Raw genomic sequence first — 22,648 nt, 5'->3', positions numbered from 1 at the left:
CTAAGCGAACGGTTCGGGCTGCTCCGGGGCCTCGCCGGGCAGGCCGGCACGCTGGTCCGCGCGCACCAGCACCACACCCAGCACGATGAGCGCCCCGCCGAACAGCTGGACCGGGCGTGGCAGCTCCGCCAGGAGCAGCCACGCCCAGAGGACCGCAAAGAGCACCTCGGTCAGCGATACGAAGGAGGCAACCCGGGAGCCCAGTGTCCGGGCCGCGACGATCCCGGTGACGTAGGCCAGCACCGTGGAGAACAGCACGAGTCCGGCCAGCGGCACCCACCAGGACAGGGTCCGGCCGGCCAGGACGACGTCGTCGGTTGCAAAACCGGTGGGCAGCACCCCGGTGAGACCGAGCAGCAGCATCGTGGCTGCCCCCACGAACATGCCGCCGGTGGCCAGCACCAGCGGCGGCAGCGAATCATTCTGCTTGGCGGTGATAAAGAAGTAGATCGCCAGGCACACCGCCGCGGCCAACCCCCACAGGACACCGATGGGGTCAACCCGGACGTCGCCGGTGATGTCCAGGACAAGCACCAGGCCAGCGATCGCGGCCAGCGCTCCGCCGACGGTTTTCAGCCCGGGCCGGCGCCGGGTGGCGGCCCAAATCCACAGCACCATGAGCACCGGGGCCAGAAACTCCAGCAGCAGCGCCACACCAACGGACAGGCGTTCCACCGCATTAAAGAAGAAGAACTGGCATCCGGCGACTCCAATAAAGCCGAAGGCGACGATTGTTTTCCAGTTGTCGAGCACCTGATGCCAGCGGCCGCGCAGCGTGACCATGGCGGGAATCAGCAGCACCAGGGCAGCACCGCCCATCCGCACGGCGACGGCGGTGGTGGACGTCCATCCCGTTTCCAGCAGGGACTTGGCAAAGGAGCCGGACAGCCCGAAAACCGCCGAAGACAGCAGAGCCACGGCCAACGCCGCGCTGGTGTCCGGACCCGTGCGGTGAAAGCTGTTGAGGGTTCGGAAACGGGTCGGCATGAAGCGGGTCACGGGACCTCCTGGCATACAGTCTGGCTGTCCCGGCGGGACCTGTCATGACCATTATGGGCTGTAGCACCTTACACTGGGAAGACCACGCAATATATGTCAGGGGCAACATGGCTTTTACAGATGACACAGCAGTTGCACTGCAGACGGTGGCTGCACTGATCAACACGGGCGTTGACAGCCCGGACACGTTGCGAACTCCCGGGGACCTTGACGAGTTTCTTGCCGGACAGGGATTCAGCGGCTCCCGCACCCACACGGTCGGCGAGCTGAGGGCGGTCCGCCACTTGCGCAGCCGTTTGCTGCAACTCTGGACGGCTGACGAAAACACGCTGGCTTCCGGCGTCAATCAGTTGCTGCGAAACGCGCGGGCCCTGCCCCAGGTGGTGCGCCACGACAGCTGGGGCTGGCACCTGCACTGCACCTCACCGGCGGCTCCGCTGGAAGACCGGATGGCCACCGAGGCCGCCATGGCGCTGGCGGACGCCCTCCGTGCCGGCGAGCTGGACCGGCTGGGGCGGTGCGCCGCACCGGACTGTTCAGCGGTCCTGCTGGACCTGACACGGAACCGGTCCAAGCGCTACTGCGACACCGGCAACTGCGGGAACAGGGAACATGTCCGCTCCTACCGGAACCGGCAGCTGGGTTTGGCGTAACAAATCCGGAACTGGCTCATGAAAACTAGTAAGGCCTCTTGTTAGATTCCTCACCTGCCGCTATGCTCTGGTTGAGCTTCGTCTGCCCTCTGGGCGGACGGCCATTCCACTCAGTCTCGACTTCGCATTTTCTCTTGGCCAGGTACTACTCCTGTGCCCGATGCGGGGATGGGGTCTGTGCCAGTACATAAATGGGGGTTTCAATGCAGGACAACTCGAGCGCGTTTTACAAACGCGTTGGCGCCTTAGGCGCCGCAACAGCACTGGCGGTGAGCGGAGCATTCATTGCTTCCCCGGCCATGGCTTCACCCACAGGAGAGCCGGATACCACGTCCACCGATGCTCCCGTCACCACCGTCACAGAGGCGCCGGCCAGTGAAACCACCGTTGACGAAGCTGTCACCGAGGAAACCGCCCCGGAAGAAGCCGTCAACGACGGGGCTGAAGTTTCCGAAGAAGCCGGAACGCTTCCTCCCGGCCTGGCAGAAGCCCTCCTCCGCGACCTGGGTATGACGGTCGAAGAGTTTGAGGCCGCCGGCGAGCTCGGTCAGAAGGCCGCTGATGCCCTTCCCGAGCTCCAGGCCGCCGAAGGCTTCGTGAGCGTTGCCATCGAGGACAACAAGATTGTCATCACCGGTTCCGGTGAGGCCCTTGAAGCCTTGGCCCTTGAGCTGGACGCCACCCTGGTGGCTCCCGCCGGAGAAGTCACCGACGAGGCTGAGGCCACGGAGGCCCCCGCTGAGGAAACAGCCGAGGCTCCGGCAGCCGAGGCCACCGAAGCCGCTGAAGAACCCGCCGCCGAGGCCACCGAAGCCGCCGAAGAGCCTGCCGCCAAGATCAGCCTCTCGGGCGATTACCGTGCCGAAATTTCCAAAATCCGGTCCGACTACATCTCCAGCGTTGGCGTGCAGGGCCTGCAGTCCATCCTGCTGACCGCCGACGGCTACGTCATCAGCGTGGACAAGTCCGCCATCGTCGACGACTCGGTCCTTGCCCGGAGCATGGCCGAGGTAGCCGGTACTCCGGCCGACGCCTTCGCTGAGCGATATTCCAACGTCACAATTTCCGATTCCTCGGGACCGGCCACACCGCTTGAGGAAGTCGTGAACGGGCAGGGCTACGCCATTGATGGAGCGTTCCTTTGCTCCGTCGGCTTCAACGGCTTTGACCCGACCGGCAAGCCCGCAGTCATCACTGCAGGCCACTGCAACGACGACGGCAACCTTAAAGAAGCCGACCTGACGGACCCGGTAAACGACGAGGCAAACGGCGGAACTCAGCCCAGCCTCGGATCACATCTCGGCACCTTCGGCTTCTCGCAGTTTGGCGGAAAGGGCAACTCGCCTATCGCTGACCCTGTGACCGGCGGAAACATTGGCACCGACATCGCCGCCATCGACGACATCAACGGCGAGCTGGATCTGTTGCCCGAAACCACTCAGTGGAAAAACGCCTCGGATCTTACTGCAGACACCGTGACGATCACCGGAACCGTGGAAGCAGTCAACGGCGCCCCGGTCTGCAAGTCGGGCCGCACCACCGGCTGGAGCTGCGGCGAGGTCACCGGCCTTGGCGAGTTCTACGTCGTGGGTCACAACGGTGCTGATGACATTCGCGGCGTCCTGGGATTCGAATCCACTCTTGAGGTGAACGCTGCACCGGGTGATTCCGGCGGATCCGTCATCTCCGGTTCCAATGCCATGGGCATCACCAGCGCCGGCGTCGTCCGCGAGGGCGTAGAGCGCCTGTCATCCACTTCCCTGGTCGACGGTCTTAACAACTACCTGGGCGGCTACTCTGTTGCCGTCTTCGTTGACGCTCCTAACCTGACCTCGCACGAGAACAAGGGCACCGTCCTCACGGAGGAAACCATCAGCGGAACCACCACCGGCACTTCCGTCAAGCTCACCCGCGACGGTGCGACCGTTGACCTGCCGGTTGCCGAGGGCAAGTGGAGCTTCCCCGCTCCGTCCACCGTTCCCGAAGGCGGAACGCTGGAATTCAAGGTTCAGGCGATCAACGGCTTCAACAAGTCCAAGGCTGTTTCCTACGAGCTCACCGTCGAGGAGGCCCCGCTGGCCGCCCCTGCCATCACGAACCCGGCCAACGGAACAGCCATTGTCGATTCAGTAGACACGATCAGTGGTACAGGCACCGAAGGTGCCGAGGTCACCGTAAAGCTCACTGGCACCGACGTCCGCGATGACGAAGAGACCGCAAACAGCTTTGCTGCCGTCGAAGCCACCGTTACGGTTGGAGCCAAGGGAAAGTGGGAATGGAAGCTGAACGAGGCACTCACCTACGGTGAGTACTCTGTGACCGCTACTCAGGACGGCGTCGCCAACAAGGCGAAGTCCCCCGAGACAACCTCAAAGTTCTCGGTCATCCTCGAGAAGGCCGCCATCACCTCGATCACCGAGGGGCAGGACTTCGCTGAAGGCGAGAACCCGGCAGATATCTCCGGTACCGGCACAGCCGGCGCCAAGGTGGACGTCACCATCGGCGAGAACACCCTTTCCGCAACCGTGGGCGACAACGGCGACTGGAAGGTCACGGGCTTCCCGGTCCTGGTTCCGGGCAGCTACACGGTCTCGGCCGTACAGACCTTGGAGGGCGCGACCTCCGCACCCGCTGAGGTCACCTTCACGGTTACCGAGGTAGTCGTTGAAGAGGCGGCTCCGCCCGTTGTACCCCCGGCCCCTGCCCCGGACAACAACGGTGACGGCCTGCCCGACACCGGTGCTGCCGGCATGGGTCTGTTCGCCGGAGCAGGTCTTCTGCTCACCGCCGGTGGAATCAGCGCCCTGCTGATCAACCGCCGCCGCCAGCTGCAGGATGCATAATCTGCAACTAGCGTGACAACACCAAAGCGGGTCCCGGCCTTGTGCCGGGGCCCGCTTTGGTATTACGTGCATATTGGATCGATTCCAGGAGGCTCCATGTCCCCGCAACTCCGACCAACCGGCCGTGCCGCTTCACCACACTTCTCTTTCCGGCCCCCGACCTTCGCGCACCGCGCCACGCCTCCGGTCCTTGCCCTGGCCACGGCCGCCCTGCTGGTCCTCAGCGGCTGCGGGCCGGACCCGCAGTCGAAGGACACTGCTCCCTCGGCCTCCACCGAGTCGCCGGCGCCGGCAGCGTCGAGCAGTGCCTCCGGCGACGTCATCGGACCCCCCGGCAACGAGCCCCCGGAGACCGTCGCCGCAACACCCTCGGACCCGGATCCAGCAACCTTAGCGGAGGACCGAATGACAGACCTTCTGCAGCTTCATGCCCGGCTCAAGACCGAGCTGGGCACCGCCTATTCCGATGCGTGGATCGAGGACAACCAGCTCCACGTCGCAGTCACCACACCGGAAGCAGAGGCACTCGTCTACGGTGCCGGAGCCCTTCCCTCCCGCACCGAGTTCACCGAGCAGCAGCTGCGCGAGGCCGCTGACGCCTTTAAGGCATGGCTCGCCACGGACGCCGCTCCATCCGTCCAGCTGCACTGGCTGGGGACGAGCGGGCGAACCGGCAGCATCACCGTCCGTGTTCCGGCTGAACAGGTCCAGCCGCTGGCCAATGCCGTGGCCGAGCAGAGTCCTGCCGGACCAGTCAAAATCATTGTGGAGGAGTCCAGCGGCCCGGCCACGCCGTTCGCCACAAACGCCCCCTAGAAGGGTGTCGAGCGGTCAAGGGCTGTCTGGCCGATGGACGGCTGCCTAGACTGGAGGGCGTCGAGCAAACGGCATTCCGGCCTCTTCCCAGGACCCCCACATGGAACAGAAGCTGCAGAGACTCCTGTATTCCCTTCCAACCCGGACCGCCTGGATCATCATCGGCTGCTGCGCCGCCTTCTGGCTCGTTTGCCTCACGGGGATCCTCACCCCGCCGGTGTCCATACCGCCTCATTTCACGCTCTTGTGGTTTTACGCCATGCTCATGCTGATACTGGCTTCCGGCATCGCAGTCATCGGCAGCACCGCTGTCCTGGTAGTGAAACGCGGCGGCCGGGCCCTGCCCGCCCGCCCGGTGCCCGAGTCGGCGGTGCCGTCGCCGGCAGCGGCACCGCCGCCGGCACCGGCAGAACCGGACGATGCCGCAGCAGACCAGCTGGCGGGATTGGGCCGGATGATGGACGATCCCGACAACCTGGATCCGCGGGACGCCGCGTCTGCCGAGGGTGCACGGCCGGAACCTGCGCAGTTGCGCAAGGCCTCAAAGCCCAAGCCCCGCAAGCCGCGGCGCTAGGATCTTCCGGGCGGCGCTAGTTCCGGGGGGTTGCTTGCCCATCGGACCGGAGAAGCGCCGTATACCTTCTGCTCCAGCGAGAAGTAAAGTCCCTTTTTCACATTCCCCTATAACGCTCTTGAAAAGCAAAGGTGCTTCTGTTTTCCTGAGGTAGCGGTCCAGCAGGGGGCCAAGCAGTCACTACTGAAGAGCTGCCCATGACGCCTCCTGAGTCCGATGCCCTCATCCACTTTGCCGAAGCCCGCAGCGCGTGCGGCGACCTGCAGCAGGCCCTCCACAACGAGCTCGTCCTCCGGCACCGCAACCTGGCGGACAGCGTGGCCGGCGCCTACAGCGGACCGGGACGCGACCGGGCCGACCTCCGGCAAGTGGCCTACATCGGACTCATCAAGGCAGTGAAACGGTTCGATCCCGCCGTGGGACATCATTTTCCGGCGTTTGCCATTCCCACCATGCACGGCGAGATCAAGCGCTATCTGCGGGACCAGTCGTGGATGGTGCGCCCGCCGCGGGAAGTGCAGGACCTGCGCACCACCATCGCGAAGGTCTATCCGTCCCTGGTCCAGCGGCTGGTGCGCGAACCGTCCCTGCCGGAGTTGGCGCAGGAGCTGGGACAGGACGAAAAGATGGTGGCGGAGGCACTGAACTGCCAGAGCAGCCTCCAGCCCGACTCCCTCGATGCCCCCTTTGAAGGCGGCTATCTCGCTGACATCCACGGAAGCATCGACAGCAGGCTGGAACAGGCAGAAAACCTGGCGGTGTTGGCATTGGCTCTCCGGAAGCTGGAGGACAGCGAAAAGGACCTGCTCTTCCGCCGCTACTTTCACGAGGAGCCGCAGCACGTCATCGGCGAGCGCCTGGGCATGACCCAAATGCAGGTCTCGCGCAAGCTGGCCAAAATCCTGGTCAAACTTCAGCACGAAATCCTCGGCAGCCCGGGCGCGGGGTCGGCAGGCCGGGTGCCCGGTTCCGGCGCGGGGGCCGGTCCGGCTGCGGGGGCCGGTCCGGCTGCGGGGGCCGGTCCGGCTGCGGAAAGCGCAAGCGCCTAAGTCCGGGCGCCGCCCCCGGCCTGGAGGATCTCCAGTTTTTCGGCAGCCGCCAGCACATCCTGCACGGTCACCGCCAGCAGCGCGGGATCCGGCTCGGCGGCGAAGGTGTCCCCCACCCGCTGCGTCTCGTCGGTCAGGGCGATGTGCGGACCCGGGGGCGGGCCCCATTCCGCGACGGGTGCCGGACCGAAAATCACCACCGACGGCCGGGCATAGGCCGAGGCCAGATGGGCGGCCCCGGTATCGGCGGACACCACCAGCGACGCCGCGGCGACGGCGGCCGCAAACTCATCCAGTCCCAGTTCCCCGGCGACGACGGCACTTTGCCGGAGCCCGGCCAGCTCCGCTGCCGCGAGCGCCCGGGGGCGTTCACTCCGGCTCCCGGTGAACAGGATCTCCCGGCCGGTGCGGTGAAGTTCGGCGGCAACTGCGGCGAAGCGTTCCACCGGCCAAAGACGGCTGCCGTACGCCGCCCCCACATGAATGACCGCCGCACCCGGTGCCGGGCTGGCAGACCGCGGCGGCAGCAGGAGATAGTCCAGCGGATCGGCCGGAATCCCGTGCCAGCTCATCAGGCCCGCCCAGCGCTCCCGTTCATGGAGACCGTCCCGCCACTTCGGACCCGCCAGTCCCGGTCCGGCGTGCCCGAGCAGCCGGCGCGGGGCCAGAGCCTCCAGCCTTCCGGTGCTTTCCGGACCGCTGCCGTGCAGGTTCACCGCCACGTCAATGCGCCCGGGCTCCAGCGGAATGGGAACATCCAGCCCGTGCAGCGGCAGGAGCCCATCCACGCTGCCCACCAGTGCCACCACCGGAGCCAGCCATTCCTGCGCCGCATAGGAGATGCGATGGTCCGGAAACGCCCGGCGCAGAGCCCGCAGGGCCGGAACCGCCACCAGCAGGTCCCCCAGTTTCAGGGCCCGCAGGGCCAGGAGCTCAGGCTGTTCGCTGTTGCCGGTGCGTTTCATTCCAGTCCCTCCGCCGCCGAGCCGTCCGCTGCGGCGGAACGAGTGGTCCTCATCCTGCCAGAGAGGCGTCTGCGGGCTAAGCAACGGAAGAAGAGCGAGAAGAAGTGGCGGCAAAACTGTTTAGGTGCGATACGGATGGGGAACAAGTTCGGTATGGGAGAACTGACCTTCGAAACGCCGCGCGCGGTGCTCTTCGACCGTGACGGCACACTGGTGCGCGATGTCCCGTACAACGGCAATCCGGACCTGGTGCAGCCCTTTCCCCAGGCCGCCGGGATCCTGCGGCAGCTGCGGCGGGAGGGCATCCGGACCGGTGTCATCAGCAATCAGTCCGGCGTGGCCCGCGGCCTGCTGACGCCCTCCCAGGTGGCGGCCGTCAACGCCCGGATCCAGTATCTGCTCGGCCGGTTCGACGTCTGGGAGGTCTGCCCGCACGGACCGGAGGACGGATGCGGGTGCCGCAAACCGCAGCCGGGCATGATCCACAGTGCCTGCGCCCGGCTGGGCCTGCGACCCGCAGAGGTGGCGGTGATCGGCGACATCGGCGCTGACATGGCGGCCGCCCAAGCCGCCGGTGCCCGGGCCGTCCTGGTGCCCACCGCCGTCACGCTGCCCGAGGAAACCGCCGCCGCCCCGCTGGTGGCCCGGGATCTGGCCGGCGCCGTCGCACTGCTGTTGGGCCGCCCGTGACGCGCCGCGTGCTGGTGGCCCGGCTGGACAGTGCCGGAGATGTGCTGCTCGCGGGGCCGGCCGTCCGTGCGGTCGCGGCCGGGCCGCAGACCCGGGTCACCCTGCTGTGCGGACCGCAGGGGGCCGACGCTGGCCGCCTCCTGCCCGGCGCCGAGAGCGTACTCACCTGGACCGCCGCCTGGATCACCGATCCGGCGCCGCCGGCAACCGCCGCCTCCCTTACCCGCCTGGAGGAGGAGGTGCGCCGGGCAGGCATCGAGGAAGCGGTGATCCTGACCTCGTTCCACCAATCCCCGCTGCCGCTGGCCCTGGTGCTGCGCCTGGCCGGCGTTGCCCGGATCACCGGGGCGTCGGTGGATTACGCCGGTTCGCTCCTGGACATCCGGCTGCGGCCCGGCGAGGACTTCCCCGAGGACCAGCCCGAAGCGGAGCGGGCGCTGCGGATCGCCGGGGCGGCCGGCTACCGGCTGCCGGCGGACGACGACGGACGCCTGCGCCTGCGCGAAACCCCCGACGTTGGGCATCTGGTGGGCAGCGGCCCCTACGTGGTGGTTCACCCGGGCGCGGCGGTTCCGGCCCGCGCCTGGCCGGCCCTGCACCACGCGGCGGTGGTGGAACTGCTGACCGCCGCCGGGCACCGGGTGGTCGTCACGGGCGGTCCCGGGGAAACCCGGCTGACCGCCACGGTGGCCGGCGTGGCAGGCCTGGATCTGGGCGGGCGCACCGACCTGCGGTCCCTGGCCGGCGTGCTGACCGGAGCGTCGGCCGTCGTCGTCGGCAACACCGGTCCGGCCCATCTGGCCGCAGCCGTCGGAACGCCCGTGGTGAGCCTGTTCGCCCCCGTGGTGCCGGCCGTCCGGTGGGCGCCGTACCGGGTGCCCCTGGAACTGCTGGGGAACCAAAATGCTCCCTGCCGGCTGAGCCGGGCCCGGGACTGCCCGGTCCCGGGGCACCCCTGCCTTTCCGACATCATGCCGGAAGAGGTGGTGGAGGCAGTGCACCGCTTAACCGCCGGAGTGACCTCTTTGGGAACGCGCAGAGAAACGAGGACTGCATGAGGATCCTGCTGTGGCACGTGCACGGCGGCTGGATGGAAGCCTTCGTCCGCGGACCGCACGAGTACATCCTGCCGGCCACTGCGGAAGGCGGCCCGTGGGGCTTGGGCCGGGGCGGCCGGAACTGGCCGGCGTCAGCGCTCGAATGCGCCCCCGGCGACCTGCGGGATGCGGAGATCGACGCCGTCGTGCTCCAGCGGCCGGAGGAGCTTGATGCCTGCGAGCGCCTGCTGGGCCGGCGCCCCGGAAGGGACCTTCCGGCCGTGTACCTGGAACACAACACCCCCCGGAACGGCGTCCCCGGCGGCAGCCATCCGCTCGCCGACCAGAGCAGCATCCCCATCATTCACGTCACGCACTTCAACAGCCTGTTCTGGGACAGCGGCCGGGCACCCACCCGGGTCATCGAACACGGCATTCCGGATCCCGGCTACCGGTACACCGGGGAGCGGGAACACCTGGGGGTGGTGATCAATGATCCGGTCCGCCGCTGGCGGGTCACCGGCACCGATCTGCTGCCGCGCTTCGCCCGCGCCGCCCGGCTGGAGGTTTTCGGCATGGGCGGCGAGGGGCTGGCCGCCGCCACCGGCCTGGGCCCGGATGACCTCAGCGTCCGCGGCGACCTGGCCACCGAAGCGCTGCATGCGGAACTGGCCGGATGCCGGGCCTACGTCCATCCCATGCGCTGGACGTCCCTGGGCCTGTCCCTGCTCGAAGCGATGCACCTGGGCCTGCCGGTGCTGGCACTGGCTACCACCGAAGCCGTCCGCGCCGTCCCCCCGGAGGCCGGAGGGATTTCCGCCGACGTCGGGGAACTGGTCCAGCGGGCAGCGGACCTGGTCCGCGAGCCCGAGGAGGCACGGATGCGGGGCCGGGCCGCCCGGAACTTTGCCCTGCAGCACTACGGCCTGGCCGCGTTCCTGGCGGCCTGGGACACCACGCTGTCGGACGTGGCAACCCGGGGCGGCGGACGGCCGCCGGACCCGGGGTGCAGGGGAAACGCCGCGGAAACGCCGCCGAATCAGCGGCTCACGGAAGTGTCGGCAGCGGCCGGAGGGGGCAGGCAGTGAAAATCTCAATGGTGTCCGAACACGCCAGTCCGCTGGCGGCCCTGGGCGGAGTGGATGCCGGCGGGCAGAACGTGCACGTTGCGGCGCTGTCGGTGGCGCTGGCCCGCCGCGGGCATTCCGTGCGCGTCTACACCCGCCGCGACGATCCCGCCCTGCCCGCGGTGGTTCCGGTGTGCAGCGGCCTGGACGTGGTGCACGTGGACGCCGGCCCCGCACGGGTGCTGCCCAAGGATGCCCTGCTGCCCTATATGCATGAGCTGGCCGACGGCATCGCGGCGGACTGGGGCGGGACTCCGCCGGACGTGGTGCACGCGCACTTCTGGATGTCCGGAGTGGCCGCACTGGAGGCCGCCCGCCGATTCGAGGCGCCGGGCTATCCCGTTCCGGTGGTGCAGACCTTCCATGCCCTGGGCACCGTGAAAAAACGGCATCAGGGCACCTCAGACACCAGCCCGCCGGAGCGCGCCTGGCTTGAGCCCTCCGTTGGACGCAGCGCCGACCGGGTGATTGCCACCTGTTCGGACGAGGTCTTCGAACTGAAGGCGATGGGCATCCCTGGCGGCCGGATCTCCGTGGCGCCCTGCGGCGTGGATCTGGAGCTCTTTGGTGCCGGCGGACCCGCGGAGCCGCGCGGCCGGCGGCGGCGGATTGCCGCCGTCGGCCGGCTGGTTCCGCGCAAGGGCGTGGATCTGGCGGTGCAGGCACTGGCGCTGCTGGCGGAGGACGGAATCGACGACGTCGAACTTCTGATCGTGGGCGGCGCCTCCGACTCCGCCGGGCTGGCATCCGATCCGGAGGCCCAGCGGCTGCTGGGCCTGGCCAGGGCCCTCGGCGTCGCGGACCGCGTACTGCTGCGCGGTCAGGTGCCGCGGGAACAGATGCCCGCGGTGCTGCGAAGTGCCGATGCCGTGGTCTGCGCCCCCTGGTACGAGCCGTTCGGCATTGTTCCGCTGGAGGCCATGGCCTGCGGGGTTCCGGTGGTGGTATCGGCCGTCGGCGGGCTGATCGACACCGTGGTGCACGGAAAAACCGGACTGCATGTGCCGCCCCGCGATGCCCGGGCCCTGGCCGCGGCGCTGGCCCAGCTGCTGCGCAATCCCGAGTTGGGCCGCCGCCTCGGTGCTGCAGGCCGGCAGCGTGCCCGGGCGCGCTACTCCTGGGACCGGGTGGCCGCCGACACCGAAAAGGCCTACCAGGTAACCGCGGACGGCACGGCAGCGGCCCGGCAGGGCAGCCTGCAGCCATTGGGGGGCAAGGCCCTGTGAAGCCCGAATCCGCAACCCCGGCCGCCGGCACACTGCTGGCCGACACCCTGCTGCCCGGCATCCAGACCGCCCACCGGGCCGTCCTGCAGCACCTGTCCGACCTGCGGCCGGCGGTCGCATCGGTCGAAGCGCAGGCCCTGCGGCTCACCGGCTGGGGCGTGGAGCTCGCCGGCCGGCTGCTGGCCGGGCAGCGCCTGCTTGCCGCCGGCAACGGCGGGTCGGCGGCGGAGGCCCAGCACCTGACCGCGGAACTGGTGGGCAGGTTCGACGGCGAACGGCGGCCGTTCTCCGCCCTCGCCCTGCATGCCGAAACATCAGCCGTGACCGCGATCGCCAACGACTACGGCTTCGACCAGCTGTACGCCCGGCAGGTCCTGGCCCACGGCCGCCGCGGCGACGTGCTGATCCTGCTCTCCACCAGCGGCCGGAGCCCCAATCTGCTGCGCGCCGCCGAGGCTGCGCGGCACACCGGCATCACCACCTGGGCGCTGACCGGCCGCGGACCGAATCCGCTCAGCGAAGCCTGCGACGACTCAGTCAGCATCGAGGCCCGGGCCGCCAACGCGCAGGAAGCCCATCTGATTGCCCTGCACGCCCTGTGCCGGGCCTTTGACGCCGAGGTTTCCCGCCGCGGCGGAGAGGAGCAGCCGTGAGGATCGTAGTGGTTGGCGACGTCCTGCTGGACACCGACATCACCGGCAGCGCCCAGCGGTTGTCCCCCGACGCGCCGGTTCCGGTGGTGGACGTGGACAGCATCCGCAAGCGCGCCGGCGGAGCGGGCCTGGTGGCCCGGCTCCTGGCCCGCGACGGCCATGCCGTGCGCCTGGTCACTGCCCTGTCCGACGACGGCGCCGCCGCTGACCTGCGCGCCGCCCTCAGCGGCGTCGACGTCGTTGCCGGAGCTTCCGGGGCACCCACTCCGGTCAAGACCCGCATCCGCGCCGGAGCCCAGGCGGTGGTGCGTTTCGACGAGGCCTGCGGACCGCCGCCGGCGCCAGACGTCACGGACGAAATGCTCTCGGTGCTGTTCGCCGCCGACGCGGTGGTCGTGGCTGATTACGGGCGCGGGCTGACCGCCGATCCCCGCCTGCGCGACGTCTTGGAGACCGTGGCGGCACGGGCGCCGGTGGTCTGGGACCCGCATCCGGCCGGCAGCGACCCGGTGCCCGGCGTGGCCGCCGTGACACCGAACCTGCCCGAAGCCCTGCGCAGCGCCGGCGGAACCGGCAGCGGAACCGGGGGCATTCCTGCGGCCCTGCACGCCGCCGAGCAGCTGCTCGACAGGTGGCAGAGCCGAGCCGTGGTGGTGACCCTCGGCGCCCTGGGAGCCCTGGTGCTGCCCGCCGCCGGACTGCCTCAAGTGATTCCGGCGCCGGAGGTGCACGCCGGGGACACCTGCGGGGCCGGAGACCGGTTCTCCGCCACCCTGATCCTGGCCCTGGCCCGGGGAACGGCGCTGGAACCCGCCGCGGAACAGGCGGTGCAGGCCGCCGCCGGGTTCCTGGCCGCCGGCGGCGTGGCCGCCCTGCAGCGGGAAAAAGGGCCGGCCCAGCTGCGCAGCAGCAGCCTGGATGCCCTGGCCGCCGCCAAGGCGGTGCAGGAACGCGGCGGAACGGTGGTTGCCACCGGCGGCTGCTTCGACCTGCTCCATGCCGGTCACGCCAGGACCCTGTCAGCGGCCCGCCGACTGGGCGACTGCCTGATCGTGGTCCTGAATTCCGACAGCTCGGTCCGCCGACTCAAAGGTGAGCAGCGCCCGATCATCGGCCAGGAGGACCGCACCGAGCTGCTGCTGTCCCTGGGCTGCGTGGACGGGGTGCTGGTGTTTGAGGAAGACACCCCGGAAGCGGCACTGGACCGGCTGCGACCGGATATCTGGGTCAAGGGCGGAGACTACCGCGAGGACCAACTGCCCGAAGCCCGGCTGATCAAGGCGTGGGGCGGCGAAACCGTGACCGTGCCGTATCACCCGGCCCGCTCCACCACAGCCCTGGCCTCGGCCCTGGCCAGGGTCGGCTAAAGCGCATCTCATTCGGTTTGATCCCGGCACATTTGAAGCGCGGGACCCATGATGAAAGGAAAAACGCATGTCACTGCAACTCTCCAACCCCGGACGGGTGCTCGTTACCGGCGGCGGGTCAGGCCTGGGCGCCGCCGTAGTGCAGGCCGTGACCGCGGCCGGCGGAACCGCCGTCGTCCTCGACCGGGACATCAGCACGGTGGGCGCGGCAAAGGCCATCGAGGTGGACGTCGCGGACCGGGCCGCCGTTGAGGCCGCCGTCCGGGACGCTGCGGAATCCCTCGGCGGCCTGGATGCGGTGGTGACCGCCGCCGGCATCGACCGCTGCGGACGCCTCGAGGATGTTGCCGCCGAGGAATGGGAGAAGGTCATCGGCGTGAACCTGCTCGGCACCGTCTCGGTGGTCCGCGCCGCGCTTCCCTATCTGCTGGAAAGCCACGGCCGAGCCGTCACGGTGGCCTCCAGTCTGGGGATCAAAGCCGTCTCGGACGCCACGGCGTACTGCGCCTCGAAGTTCGCCGTGGTGGGCTTCAGCCGCGCGCTGGCCGCAGAAACCCGGGGCCGGATGGGTGTGACCACCATGATCCCCTCCGGCATGAAAACCTCCTTCTTCGACGACCGCACGGAGCAGTACAAGCCGCAGGACGATTCCCGGCTCAATGATCCGCTGCGCGTGGCCGAGGCGATCCTCTTCGCCCTGCACCAGCCGCGCGGATGCGAAATCCGGGAAATGGTCATCTGCCACGAGGAGGAGGACTCCTGGCCCTGACCGGCGGCCCGGCCTAGGTGTAACTCCTAGGCCGGCGGTGCCGTCCGCAGCTCGGCCACGTCGGCGTACACCGCCGCCGCGTCCACCGCGGCCACGAAGGAATCGTCGTGGGCGCAGCGTTCGGCGGTCCAGCCGACCTGGGTGACGTTGATCCCGCAGACCGGACAGGCGGACACCCAGGACATGTGCACCCGGTGCCGGGTGCGGCCCATGGCGCCGGCATTGATCACGTTTCCGAACCAGTAGATGCCCACCGTGGGGGTGCCAACGGCCTGCGCCAGGTGGCGGGGGCCGCTGTCGTTGCCGACCATCACGGTGCTGGCCTTCAGCAGGGCCGCCAGGGTGCCGATGTCCAGTTGTCCGGCCACGGAGGCGACGTCGGTTTCCGGCCCGGATTCGGCCAGGCTCAGCGCGACGATCTGCTCGGCGAGGCGCCGGTCGCCGTCGTCGTCCCCCACCACCAGGACCCGGCAGCCGTCGGCGGCCGCACGCACCGCGACGGCGGCGAAGGCCGACGCCGGCCAGCGGCGCCGCGGATCGGTCGCCCCGGGATGGAGGGTGACCAGGTCCCGGCCGGGCGCCAGGTACGCCTCGGCTTTCTCCTCCTCCACCGGAAGGACTTCCAGCTGCGGCTCCAGCGTGAGCGGAACGGCCCCCGCCAGGCCCGCCACCTCCAGCGCCCGCAGCACCTCATGCTGGTAGTAGATGTAGGGAATGGTGCGTTCCAGGGGTGCGGCGTCCGGCGTCCGGGTGCCAACCGTGTGCGCGGCGCCGAGCTGAAGCAGGAACGGATTGGAGTTGCGGCCGCCGCCGTGGACCTGCACGGCCAGATCGAAGCTGCGGGCCCGCATGGCGGCGTGGAACGCGGCCGCCGCCGCCGGATCGTCGGGGCCGGGCCGTATCCCCGATGCAAAGGGCAGCACTTCCACGCGGTGCACCGGACCGGGCCGGCCCGCCAACAGCGCCGCGTGCAGGGGCGCCCCCAGAAGAGTGATCTCGGCGTCCGGATACGCGGCGGCGAGGGCCTCGATGGCCGGCAGGGCAAACATCAGGTCCCCCAGGCCACCGCCGCGCAGAACAGCGATCCGGGACACCCCCGGGAACGGCGCCAGGACCGGCCCCACCCCGCGGCGCAGGGCCGGCGCCGCCTCCCTTGCCTGCGCTGCCTCCCCTGCCTGCCCCGGATCGCCTGCCTGCCCGATGTTCCCTGCTGCTGCCATGCCCTCTTTCCTTCCGGACCGCTCCGAAGCCGCACCGCCTGGGTCGCCGCGGGGTCTGCACCGCTGCCGGCGCGGGCCGCCGCACGCGTCGCGGATGTTTGCTGGCCCCACCCTAGGGCCTGGGAGCGCCGATCCCAACCGTTGCGGACGCAGAAAATCTTCCGCTGCCAAACCGTGTAAACCCGCGCCAAACGGGTAGGAAACCTAGACACGAGTTGCCACTGAGTTCCGATTCCGAGGAGTTCCATGTCAGCCAGCGCCGCTTCAGCCCCCGCCTCCGCTGCCGCCGGCTCCCCCACAGGCTCCCCCATGGGCTCCCCCGCCGGCATTCCGGGGGCGGCGTGAACACCGTGGCGGACCTGAGCGGGTTGCGCAGTTTGACCCCCTGGCTGCCCGGCCGGCTGGCAGCTGCGGCGCCGCGGATTGCCGTCATCGGGGACGTCATGCTGGACGGCTGGTGGTCAGGCACGACTGACCGGTTCTGCCGCGAAGCACCGGCACCCGTGGTCGATATCGCCCGCCGGGACTATTTCCCGGGCGGTGCCGCCAACACCGCAATGAATCTTCAGGCCCTGGGAGCCCGGGTCCGGCTGGCGGGGCTGGCGGGTGAGGACGACGCCGGCCGGCGGCTGCGCGTCCTGCTGGGGGCGGCAGGCGTGGACCAGCAGCAGTTGCTCGCCCATCCCGCCGCCCGGACGGCCACGAAATTCCGCGTCCTGGCCGGCGAGCAGGTGATGCTGCGGATGGACGACGGCGGCAGCCCGGTTCCGGCCGAGGCTGAGGAGCAGCTAGCCGCCTCGCTGGATGCGTGGCTCAGGGACGCGGACGCCGTGGTGGTGTGCGACTACGGCTCCGGGCTGCTGCACGGCCGGGTGCGCGACGCACTGATTGCTTCCCGCGGCAGCAGGCTCACCGTGGTTGATGCCCACGATCCGGGACTGTGGGCCGGACTGGCGGCCGACCTCGTCACCCCCAATTCGCAGGAAGCGGCACGCCTGCTGGGCGTCAGGCTGCGGCCGGGGACGGACCGCGCCGGGCAGATCGGCGGACTGGGCCCGGACCTGCTGCGCGCTTCGGGTGCCGCCTCCGCCGTCGTCACCCTGGACCGGGAGGGCACCGTACTGTTGACCGCCGACGGCGCAATGCACCGGACCTGGGCCCGCCCTGCCGCCGAGAAGCAGGCCTCCGGCGCCGGAGACACCTTCGTGGCGTGCCTGACCCTCGCCCGGGCCGCCGGGCTGCCGCTGAGCACGGCGGCGGACCTGGCGCAGAACGCCGCCGACGTCGTCGTTCAACGGGCCGGTACCTCCGTCTGCACGGCAGCGGATCTGGAGCTGCACCTGACGGCGTTGGCCGACACGGCGCTGTCGCCCGGGGACCTGGCGGCACGCGTGGCCGCCGACCGGGCCGCGGGGAAGCGGATAGTGCTCACCAACGGGTGCTTCGATGTGCTGCACCGCGGTCATACCCGCTATCTCCAGCAGGCGAAGGCGCTTGGCGACATCCTGGTGGTGGCGCTCAACGGCGATGCCTCGGTGACCCGCCTCAAGGGTCCGGGCCGGCCGATCAATCCGGTGCATGACCGCGCCGGGGTGATTGCGGCCCTGAGCTGTGTTGACTACGTGACCATCTTCGACACCGACACGCCAATACCGCTGATCGAGGCGCTGCGGCCGGACGTCTACGCGAAGGGCGGGGACTACTCCCCCGAGATGCTGCAGGAAACCCGGGTGGTTCGGGCCTGCGGCGGGCAGGTGCGGATTCTGGACTATGTCGCGGACCATTCCACCACCGCCGTCGTGGAGCGGATCCAGGCCGCATCGCTGCGGCCGGGGCAGGCGGAGGGTCGGCGGGAGGACGGCCGGCAGGCTGACGACCGGCAGCCGGCCGGGTCCGGGCCGGAGGATGAGGCCGGGGCCGGGCAGTGAAGCCGCTGCTGCTCCGCGGAGCGGGCGGCTAGGCTGTCGGGTCAGTGGGGCGGCCGCCGTCGGCCGCATCGGGGGCGGCCGCGTTCGCGGCCGGTCCGCCCGCCGCCGGCGCGGGGCCGGCACCGCCGCGGTTGGCACCGCGGCCCTGGCCGCCGACGCTGCCTGCGCCGCCGGGAATCTTCGCCGAGCTGCGGTTGACGCCGGAGCCCTCGCTGAGGTGGTCCGGGTTGGGCTTTTCCGTCATCAGCAGCAGCGAGCAGATCAGCAGCGAGGCGATGAAGGCAATGCCGGCAGCAATGAAGGCGAGATCCAACCGCAGTTCCTTGTCAACGCCGCCGGTGGCGAAGATCATGGTGGCGACGCCCGCAACCACGGCCAGCACGGCCGAAAAAATGAGCGGGGCCTTCACGGAGTTCCGCTTCTGCGGCCCACCGGATGAGCTGTTCGCCACTGTTTTTCCTCCTGCTGTTGATGAGTGCACCGGTTCTACAGTAGGTAGAACCCGGAGTTGTTCAGTTTACGGGGTTTCCCGGCCTGCCGCTGCCGGATGTGACCGGCCCTGCGACCGGGCGTCCCAGCGGGCTCCCAGTCCGGAGATGGCCAGGACAACCGCGAGGATGATCGCCGACCCGCCGGAAACTCCCAGCATGGCGTGCGCGCCCAGGCCCATGGCCAGAACCGCGACCAGGATGGCTGCCGTTCCTAGGCTCACCACGCCCGTGATCAGCCAGTCGCGCGCCGGCAGGAACGCTCCGCGGGCCTTGGCCCAGAGGTAGAGTTCCACGGCGCCGCCGATCAGCAGCGCTGCACCTGCCGCCGCGCAGAAGGCCTCCACGGATCGGAGCGCGAGGACGGCGAGGCCGGCCACGGCGTACACCGCTGCCTCAAGCAGCTGCAGGCTGCGGACCTGCGCCAGCCCCTGCCCGCCTGCCAGGCTGGACACCCGCCAGACTGTGACGGCGGTGAGCAGGAGGTACAGTCCGCCGGCGATCGACAGCACGTTCACTCCCGGGGACTGCCAGAAGACGGTCAGAATCCCGAAGGCAGCCGCCGTGACGGAACGCAGGAGGATGGGTACCCACGGGGTGCCGTGGTTCGAATCTCCCACTGCTGAGCCTCCGCTTTCGTCATAACGAATCATCTGGCCGGTTGGCCACCCACCAGCTTAGTCGCTTGCGGTGCCCGGTGCCGCCCCGGTGACCATCCAGGCGTCCTGCCGGATGCGCCAGGTAAGCGTGGCAGCGCGTGCACTCATGTATCCCAAGGCAAAGGCGGCCCACAGCCAGGCGATCCCGCCGGGGCCTTCCAGACCCGCGGCGTGGACCCACCACAGCAGCGGCAGGTACGCCAGCAGGTTCAGCACACCGGTGACGGCAAGGTAGCGGGCATCGCCGGCACCGATGAGGACACCGTCAAGCACGAACACCAGTCCGCAGATCGGCTGGGAGGCGGCCAGCACCCACAGTCCGGCGGTCAGCGCTGACTGGACCCCGGCGTCGGGCGTAAAAATCCAGCCGGCGAAGGGCGCAGCGGCGGCCAGCAGCAGGCCGGTGACCACGCCGAATCCGACCCCCCAGCGGATCATCCGCCGGGTCAGTTCCCGGGCCAATGACCGGTTGCCCGCCCCCAGCTCCTTGCCGATGAGCGCCTGCGCGGCGATCGCCAGGGCGTCGAGGGCAAAGGCCAGGAAGGTGAAGACCGTCATCACCAGCTGATGGGCGGCCAGGGACTGCGGTCCCTGCGCGGTGGCCACCAACACGGCGGCCAGCACGGCCAGGCGCAGGCTCAGCGTGCGCAGCATCAGCCATGACCCCACATGCGCGGTGGCCAGGATCCCCGCGGGTGATGGCCGCAGGGAGACCCCGGCCTGCCGCGCCATCCGGCCGACCAGCACCAGGTAGACCGCCGCCATGCCCCACTGCGTGATGCTGGTGCCCAGAGCTGACCCGGCCACCGACAGGTCAAAGCCGTAGACCAGCAGGTAGTTCAGGCCAATGTTCACTCCGAAACCGATGCCGGCCACGGCGAGCGGCGTGCGGGTGTCCTGCAGTCCGCGCAGTACGCCGGTGGCGGCAAGCACCACCAGCATGGCGGTCAGCCCGGGCATTGAATACTGCAGATAGTCCACCGCGAACCGGTGCACCTCCCCGGTGGCGCCCAGTGCGGAGGCCAGCCGCGGCGCGGCCAGGATGCCGACGGTGGAAAGCACGACGCCGAGGATCAGTGCCAGCCCCATCCCGTCGCGGCCGGCGGCCACGGCGTCGCGGTGGCGGTCTCCGCCCAGATAGCGTGCCACGGTCCCCGTGGTGGAATACGCCAGGAAAACCATGAGGCCGACGGCGGTCTGCAGCACGGTGGACGCCAGGCCCACCCCGGCGAGCTCGTTGACGCCCAGGTGCCCCACGATGGCGGAATCGGCGATCAGGAACAGCGGTTCGGCGATCAGCGCGCCCAGCGCCGGCACGGCCAGGGCCAGGATGCGCCGGCCCAGGACCGGGTTGGAAGTCTGCGACGAAGAAGTGCCCACGGGAACAGCCTACGGTTTTTTCAGGGCCGGATTGGCCGGCGCCGCCAGGGGCTCGGGGGCGAGCGCCGCCGCAGCCACGGCGGCCGACACGGCCAGCAGCGTTGCCACGAAGGCACTGAGCCCGGACCAGCCCCAGGCCTGGAAGAACAAGCCGCCGGCCCAGCCGAGCACGCTGGAGCCGGCGTAGTAGAACAGGTTGTACAGGGACGAGGCCTGGGCCCGTCCGGAGGTGGCCAGGAAGGGCGTCCAGCCGGAGGCAATGGAGTGAGCGGCGAAGAAGCCGGCGGTGAACACGACCAGGCCGGCAATCACCGCGGGCAGCCAGGCGGCCAGCGTGAGCGCCAATCCGCCGGCCATGACCGCTATCGAGGCCAGCAGGACGGTTTTGCGCCCGCCGTGCCCGGCGAGCCTGCCGGCCAGGGTTCCGGCGGCACGGGAGGACCAGGTGCCGGCCAGATAGGCGAGGAACAGGAAACTGGCAACACCCTGCGGCAACGAAAACGGTGCCTCACCCAGCCGAAAGCCCAAATAGTTGTAGACCGCGACGAATCCGCCCATCAGCAGGAACCCCTGCAGATACAGGCTCAGCTGCCGCGGATTGCGCAGATTCAGGAGCAGCCGCCCGCCGAGGCCCGGCCCGGGATCGGTCCGCCGCAGCGGCGAGAATCCCTGCTGCTTCGGTGCGGTGAGCATAAACACCACGGCTGCCACGGCAGCCAGCAGGCTGACGGCGCCGACGCCGACCCGCCAGTTCGCGGCGTCGCTCAGCGGAGCGGCCACGATGCGGCCGGCCAGCCCGCCGATCGTGGTGCCCGACACGTAGCTGCCGGCGGCAACGGCAGCGTGCACCCGGGACACCTCTTCGCTCAGGTAGGCCAGGGCGACGGCGGGAATTCCCCCCATCGCCGCACCTTCGGCGAAGCGCAGCACCAGCAGGACGGGCAGGTTGGGGCTGAAGGGCACCGCCAGGCCCAGCACGACGGCGGCGAGGATGGCCAGCCGCATCACCGGCAGCCGGCCGAAGCGGTCGGCAGCGGCGGACCACGGGATCACTGCCGCGGCCAGGCCCAGGGTTGCCGCGGAAACCGTGAGGGCTGCGGAAGAGGCGGAGATGTCCAGGTCCGCCGCCAGCCCGGGCAGGACGCCCTGCACCGAATACAGCTGGGCGAAAGTGGCCACGCCTGCCGCGGTCAGGCCGATGAGCACGCCGCGGTACCCCCGGCTGCCCTTGGCATGCCCCGCCCACGGCTTCCGGTTGCCGTTCACGCTCGTGTTTCCCTGGTCACACTAGAACTCTAGGGCTTTTTCGCCGCCCGCCCCTTCGTCAGCGCTGATCCCGGGCGCCAATTCGGACAACAGGTTCCGGCGTGCCTGCTCCGCCCAGCGGTGCCGCGCAGCGGAGGTGCGAAAGAGCGGCTCCAGGGCCAGCAGCCCGCGGACCACCCGCCCGCGGCCGTCCGCGAAGGCCGCATCATCCAGGTGCCGATGCTCACTCCGCACGTCGGCAAGGTAACGGCGGTAGGCCTCCGGCTCCCGGCCCAGCACCGAGAGGTCGGCGTCGCAGAGCACCTGCCCCGCGAGGTCTCCGGGGGCGGGATCGTGTCCGGCGGTCAGCCGGACCAGTCGTGAGGTTTCACGGATCTCCTGCGCCGGAAGGTTCGCCTCGGCCAGCAGGTCCTCGGCCAGGCGGGCGGACTGTTCCTCGTCGTCAGCGGCGCCCCGGTAGACGGCGTCATGGAACCAGGCGGCCAGGAGGACCGTCCGCGGCGGCCGGCCGCCGCAGAGCAGCTCTGCGGCTTCCAGGACTGCGAGCAGATGGCGGCGGTCGTGGTAGCGGCGGTGCGGTTCGCCCCAGCGGTTCAGCAGCTCCGCCCCCAGCTCACGGCGGCCCGGCAGCAGGGCCTCCCAGCGGGCGAGCAGCGGATGCACCAGGGAGGCGCTGCGCTCCCGGGCCTTGATCCGCAGCCCGCTGCCGATGAGCAGGCGCACCAGGGTGCCGCCGTCGACCTCCACCGCTCCCCGCGCCACCAGGTCGCGGTAGCGGCCGGCCGGCACGTCGTAGTGGTCCAGGTCGAAGGCCCGGACGGCGATGGACGCGTCAGCGGCAAAGCTGTGCAGCTCGGCCAGCGAGGTGTCGGAAACCAAATGGGAGAACAGTGTGTTGTGCGCGGGCCACAGCGGCGGGTCAATGTAAATCACCGGAAC

21 protein-coding genes are annotated in these 22,648 nt (G+C 69.8%); 13 read left to right on the top strand and 8 right to left on the bottom strand.

Features of this window, described 5'->3' with window-relative positions:
- Window positions 1-999 carry an EamA family transporter gene (locus tag QNO00_RS10525; RefSeq protein WP_284024473.1) on the bottom strand — a complete coding sequence of 333 codons (999 nt, stop codon included), beginning with the start codon at window positions 997-999 and terminating at the stop codon, window positions 1-3.
- A 107-nt stretch (window positions 1,000-1,106) separates the two neighbouring features.
- Here QNO00_RS10525 and QNO00_RS10520 point away from each other — a divergent pair, with 107 nt between their 5' ends.
- The 5 genes from QNO00_RS10520 (at window position 1,107) to QNO00_RS10500 (ending at window position 6,934) form a co-directional block, all read left to right on the top strand.
- Complete coding sequence (locus tag QNO00_RS10520; protein WP_229966418.1) at window positions 1,107-1,652, top strand: CGNR zinc finger domain-containing protein; 546 nt, start codon at window positions 1,107-1,109, stop codon at window positions 1,650-1,652.
- Window positions 1,653-1,951: 299 nt separating this feature from the next.
- Window positions 1,952-4,495, top strand: coding sequence for an LPXTG cell wall anchor domain-containing protein (locus tag QNO00_RS10515; protein WP_284024472.1), 2,544 nt, complete (start codon window positions 1,952-1,954; stop codon window positions 4,493-4,495).
- Between the two features lie 96 nt (window positions 4,496-4,591).
- Entirely contained in the window at window positions 4,592-5,311 is a 720-nt protein-coding gene (locus QNO00_RS10510) for a hypothetical protein (RefSeq protein WP_284024471.1), read from the top strand.
- A 100-nt stretch (window positions 5,312-5,411) separates the two neighbouring features.
- Window positions 5,412-5,885 (top strand): hypothetical protein, encoded by a 474-nt coding sequence (locus tag QNO00_RS10505; protein WP_284024470.1) that lies wholly within the window; start codon window positions 5,412-5,414, stop codon window positions 5,883-5,885.
- A 197-nt stretch (window positions 5,886-6,082) separates the two neighbouring features.
- Window positions 6,083-6,934, top strand: coding sequence for a sigma-70 family RNA polymerase sigma factor (locus QNO00_RS10500; RefSeq protein WP_284024469.1), 852 nt, complete (start codon window positions 6,083-6,085; stop codon window positions 6,932-6,934).
- On the opposite strand, the gene QNO00_RS10495 is transcribed toward QNO00_RS10500, so the two are convergent.
- On the bottom strand, window positions 6,931-7,899 hold the full coding sequence (locus tag QNO00_RS10495; protein WP_284024468.1) for a glycosyltransferase family 9 protein: 969 nt from the start codon (window positions 7,897-7,899) through the stop codon (window positions 6,931-6,933). The genes QNO00_RS10500 and QNO00_RS10495 overlap by 4 nt on opposite strands.
- A gap of 153 nt (window positions 7,900-8,052) precedes the next feature.
- On the opposite strand from QNO00_RS10495, the gene QNO00_RS10490 reads away from it, so the two are divergent.
- The 7 genes from QNO00_RS10490 to QNO00_RS10460 all read left to right on the top strand — a co-directional run bounded on the left by QNO00_RS10490 (window position 8,053) and on the right by QNO00_RS10460 (window position 14,768).
- On the top strand, window positions 8,053-8,589 hold the full coding sequence (locus tag QNO00_RS10490) for a D-glycero-alpha-D-manno-heptose-1,7-bisphosphate 7-phosphatase (RefSeq protein WP_284024467.1): 537 nt from the start codon (window positions 8,053-8,055) through the stop codon (window positions 8,587-8,589).
- Complete coding sequence (locus tag QNO00_RS10485) at window positions 8,586-9,647, top strand: glycosyltransferase family 9 protein (protein ID WP_284024466.1); 1,062 nt, start codon at window positions 8,586-8,588, stop codon at window positions 9,645-9,647. Before QNO00_RS10490 ends, QNO00_RS10485 begins: the two co-directional genes overlap by 4 nt.
- Window positions 9,644-10,714: a glycosyltransferase gene (locus QNO00_RS10480; RefSeq protein ID WP_284024465.1), complete on the top strand. Its 1,071-nt coding sequence runs from the start codon at window positions 9,644-9,646 to the stop codon at window positions 10,712-10,714. Before QNO00_RS10485 ends, QNO00_RS10480 begins: the two co-directional genes overlap by 4 nt.
- Window positions 10,711-11,979, top strand: coding sequence for a glycosyltransferase (locus QNO00_RS10475; protein WP_284024464.1), 1,269 nt, complete (start codon window positions 10,711-10,713; stop codon window positions 11,977-11,979). Before QNO00_RS10480 ends, QNO00_RS10475 begins: the two co-directional genes overlap by 4 nt.
- Before the next feature lie 32 nt (window positions 11,980-12,011).
- A complete protein-coding gene (locus tag QNO00_RS10470) occupies window positions 12,012-12,632 on the top strand; it encodes a D-sedoheptulose-7-phosphate isomerase (protein WP_229966679.1) in 621 nt (206 codons plus the stop codon).
- Complete coding sequence (locus QNO00_RS10465) at window positions 12,629-13,999, top strand: PfkB family carbohydrate kinase (protein WP_284024463.1); 1,371 nt, start codon at window positions 12,629-12,631, stop codon at window positions 13,997-13,999. The genes QNO00_RS10470 and QNO00_RS10465 overlap by 4 nt, the downstream gene beginning before the upstream one ends.
- A gap of 67 nt (window positions 14,000-14,066) precedes the next feature.
- Complete coding sequence (locus QNO00_RS10460) at window positions 14,067-14,768, top strand: SDR family oxidoreductase (protein WP_229966429.1); 702 nt, start codon at window positions 14,067-14,069, stop codon at window positions 14,766-14,768.
- Window positions 14,769-14,794: 26 nt separating this feature from the next.
- On the opposite strand, the gene QNO00_RS10455 is transcribed toward QNO00_RS10460, so the two are convergent.
- On the bottom strand, window positions 14,795-15,988 hold the full coding sequence (locus tag QNO00_RS10455; protein ID WP_284024462.1) for a glycosyltransferase family 9 protein: 1,194 nt from the start codon (window positions 15,986-15,988) through the stop codon (window positions 14,795-14,797).
- Between the two features lie 368 nt (window positions 15,989-16,356).
- Between QNO00_RS10455 and rfaE2 the strand changes: the two genes are divergently transcribed.
- The gene (rfaE2, locus tag QNO00_RS10450) at window positions 16,357-17,916 is read left to right on the top strand and encodes a D-glycero-beta-D-manno-heptose 1-phosphate adenylyltransferase (protein WP_284024461.1); all 1,560 of its coding nucleotides are present in this window, start codon (window positions 16,357-16,359) and stop codon (window positions 17,914-17,916) included.
- A gap of 28 nt (window positions 17,917-17,944) precedes the next feature.
- Here rfaE2 and QNO00_RS10445 read toward each other — a convergent pair whose 3' ends face one another.
- From QNO00_RS10445 to QNO00_RS10425, 5 genes are all read right to left on the bottom strand, one after another.
- The gene (locus tag QNO00_RS10445) at window positions 17,945-18,367 is read right to left on the bottom strand and encodes a hypothetical protein (protein ID WP_229966432.1); all 423 of its coding nucleotides are present in this window, start codon (window positions 18,365-18,367) and stop codon (window positions 17,945-17,947) included.
- A 66-nt stretch (window positions 18,368-18,433) separates the two neighbouring features.
- Entirely contained in the window at window positions 18,434-19,024 is a 591-nt protein-coding gene (locus tag QNO00_RS10440; RefSeq protein WP_284024460.1) for a hypothetical protein, read from the bottom strand.
- Between the two features lie 57 nt (window positions 19,025-19,081).
- Window positions 19,082-20,443: an MATE family efflux transporter gene (locus QNO00_RS10435; protein ID WP_284024459.1), complete on the bottom strand. Its 1,362-nt coding sequence runs from the start codon at window positions 20,441-20,443 to the stop codon at window positions 19,082-19,084.
- A gap of 9 nt (window positions 20,444-20,452) precedes the next feature.
- Window positions 20,453-21,709, bottom strand: coding sequence for an MFS transporter (locus QNO00_RS10430; protein ID WP_284024458.1), 1,257 nt, complete (start codon window positions 21,707-21,709; stop codon window positions 20,453-20,455).
- Between the two features lie 21 nt (window positions 21,710-21,730).
- Entirely contained in the window at window positions 21,731-22,642 is a 912-nt protein-coding gene (locus QNO00_RS10425) for a DUF4031 domain-containing protein (protein ID WP_284024457.1), read from the bottom strand.
- Window positions 22,643-22,648: the final 6 nt, after the last annotated feature.

The organism is Arthrobacter sp. zg-Y1219, from assembly GCF_030125545.1.
In the GTDB taxonomy this organism is placed as follows: domain Bacteria; phylum Actinomycetota; class Actinomycetes; order Actinomycetales; family Micrococcaceae; genus Arthrobacter_B.
This window is presented reverse-complemented; position numbering and strand designations above follow the sequence as displayed.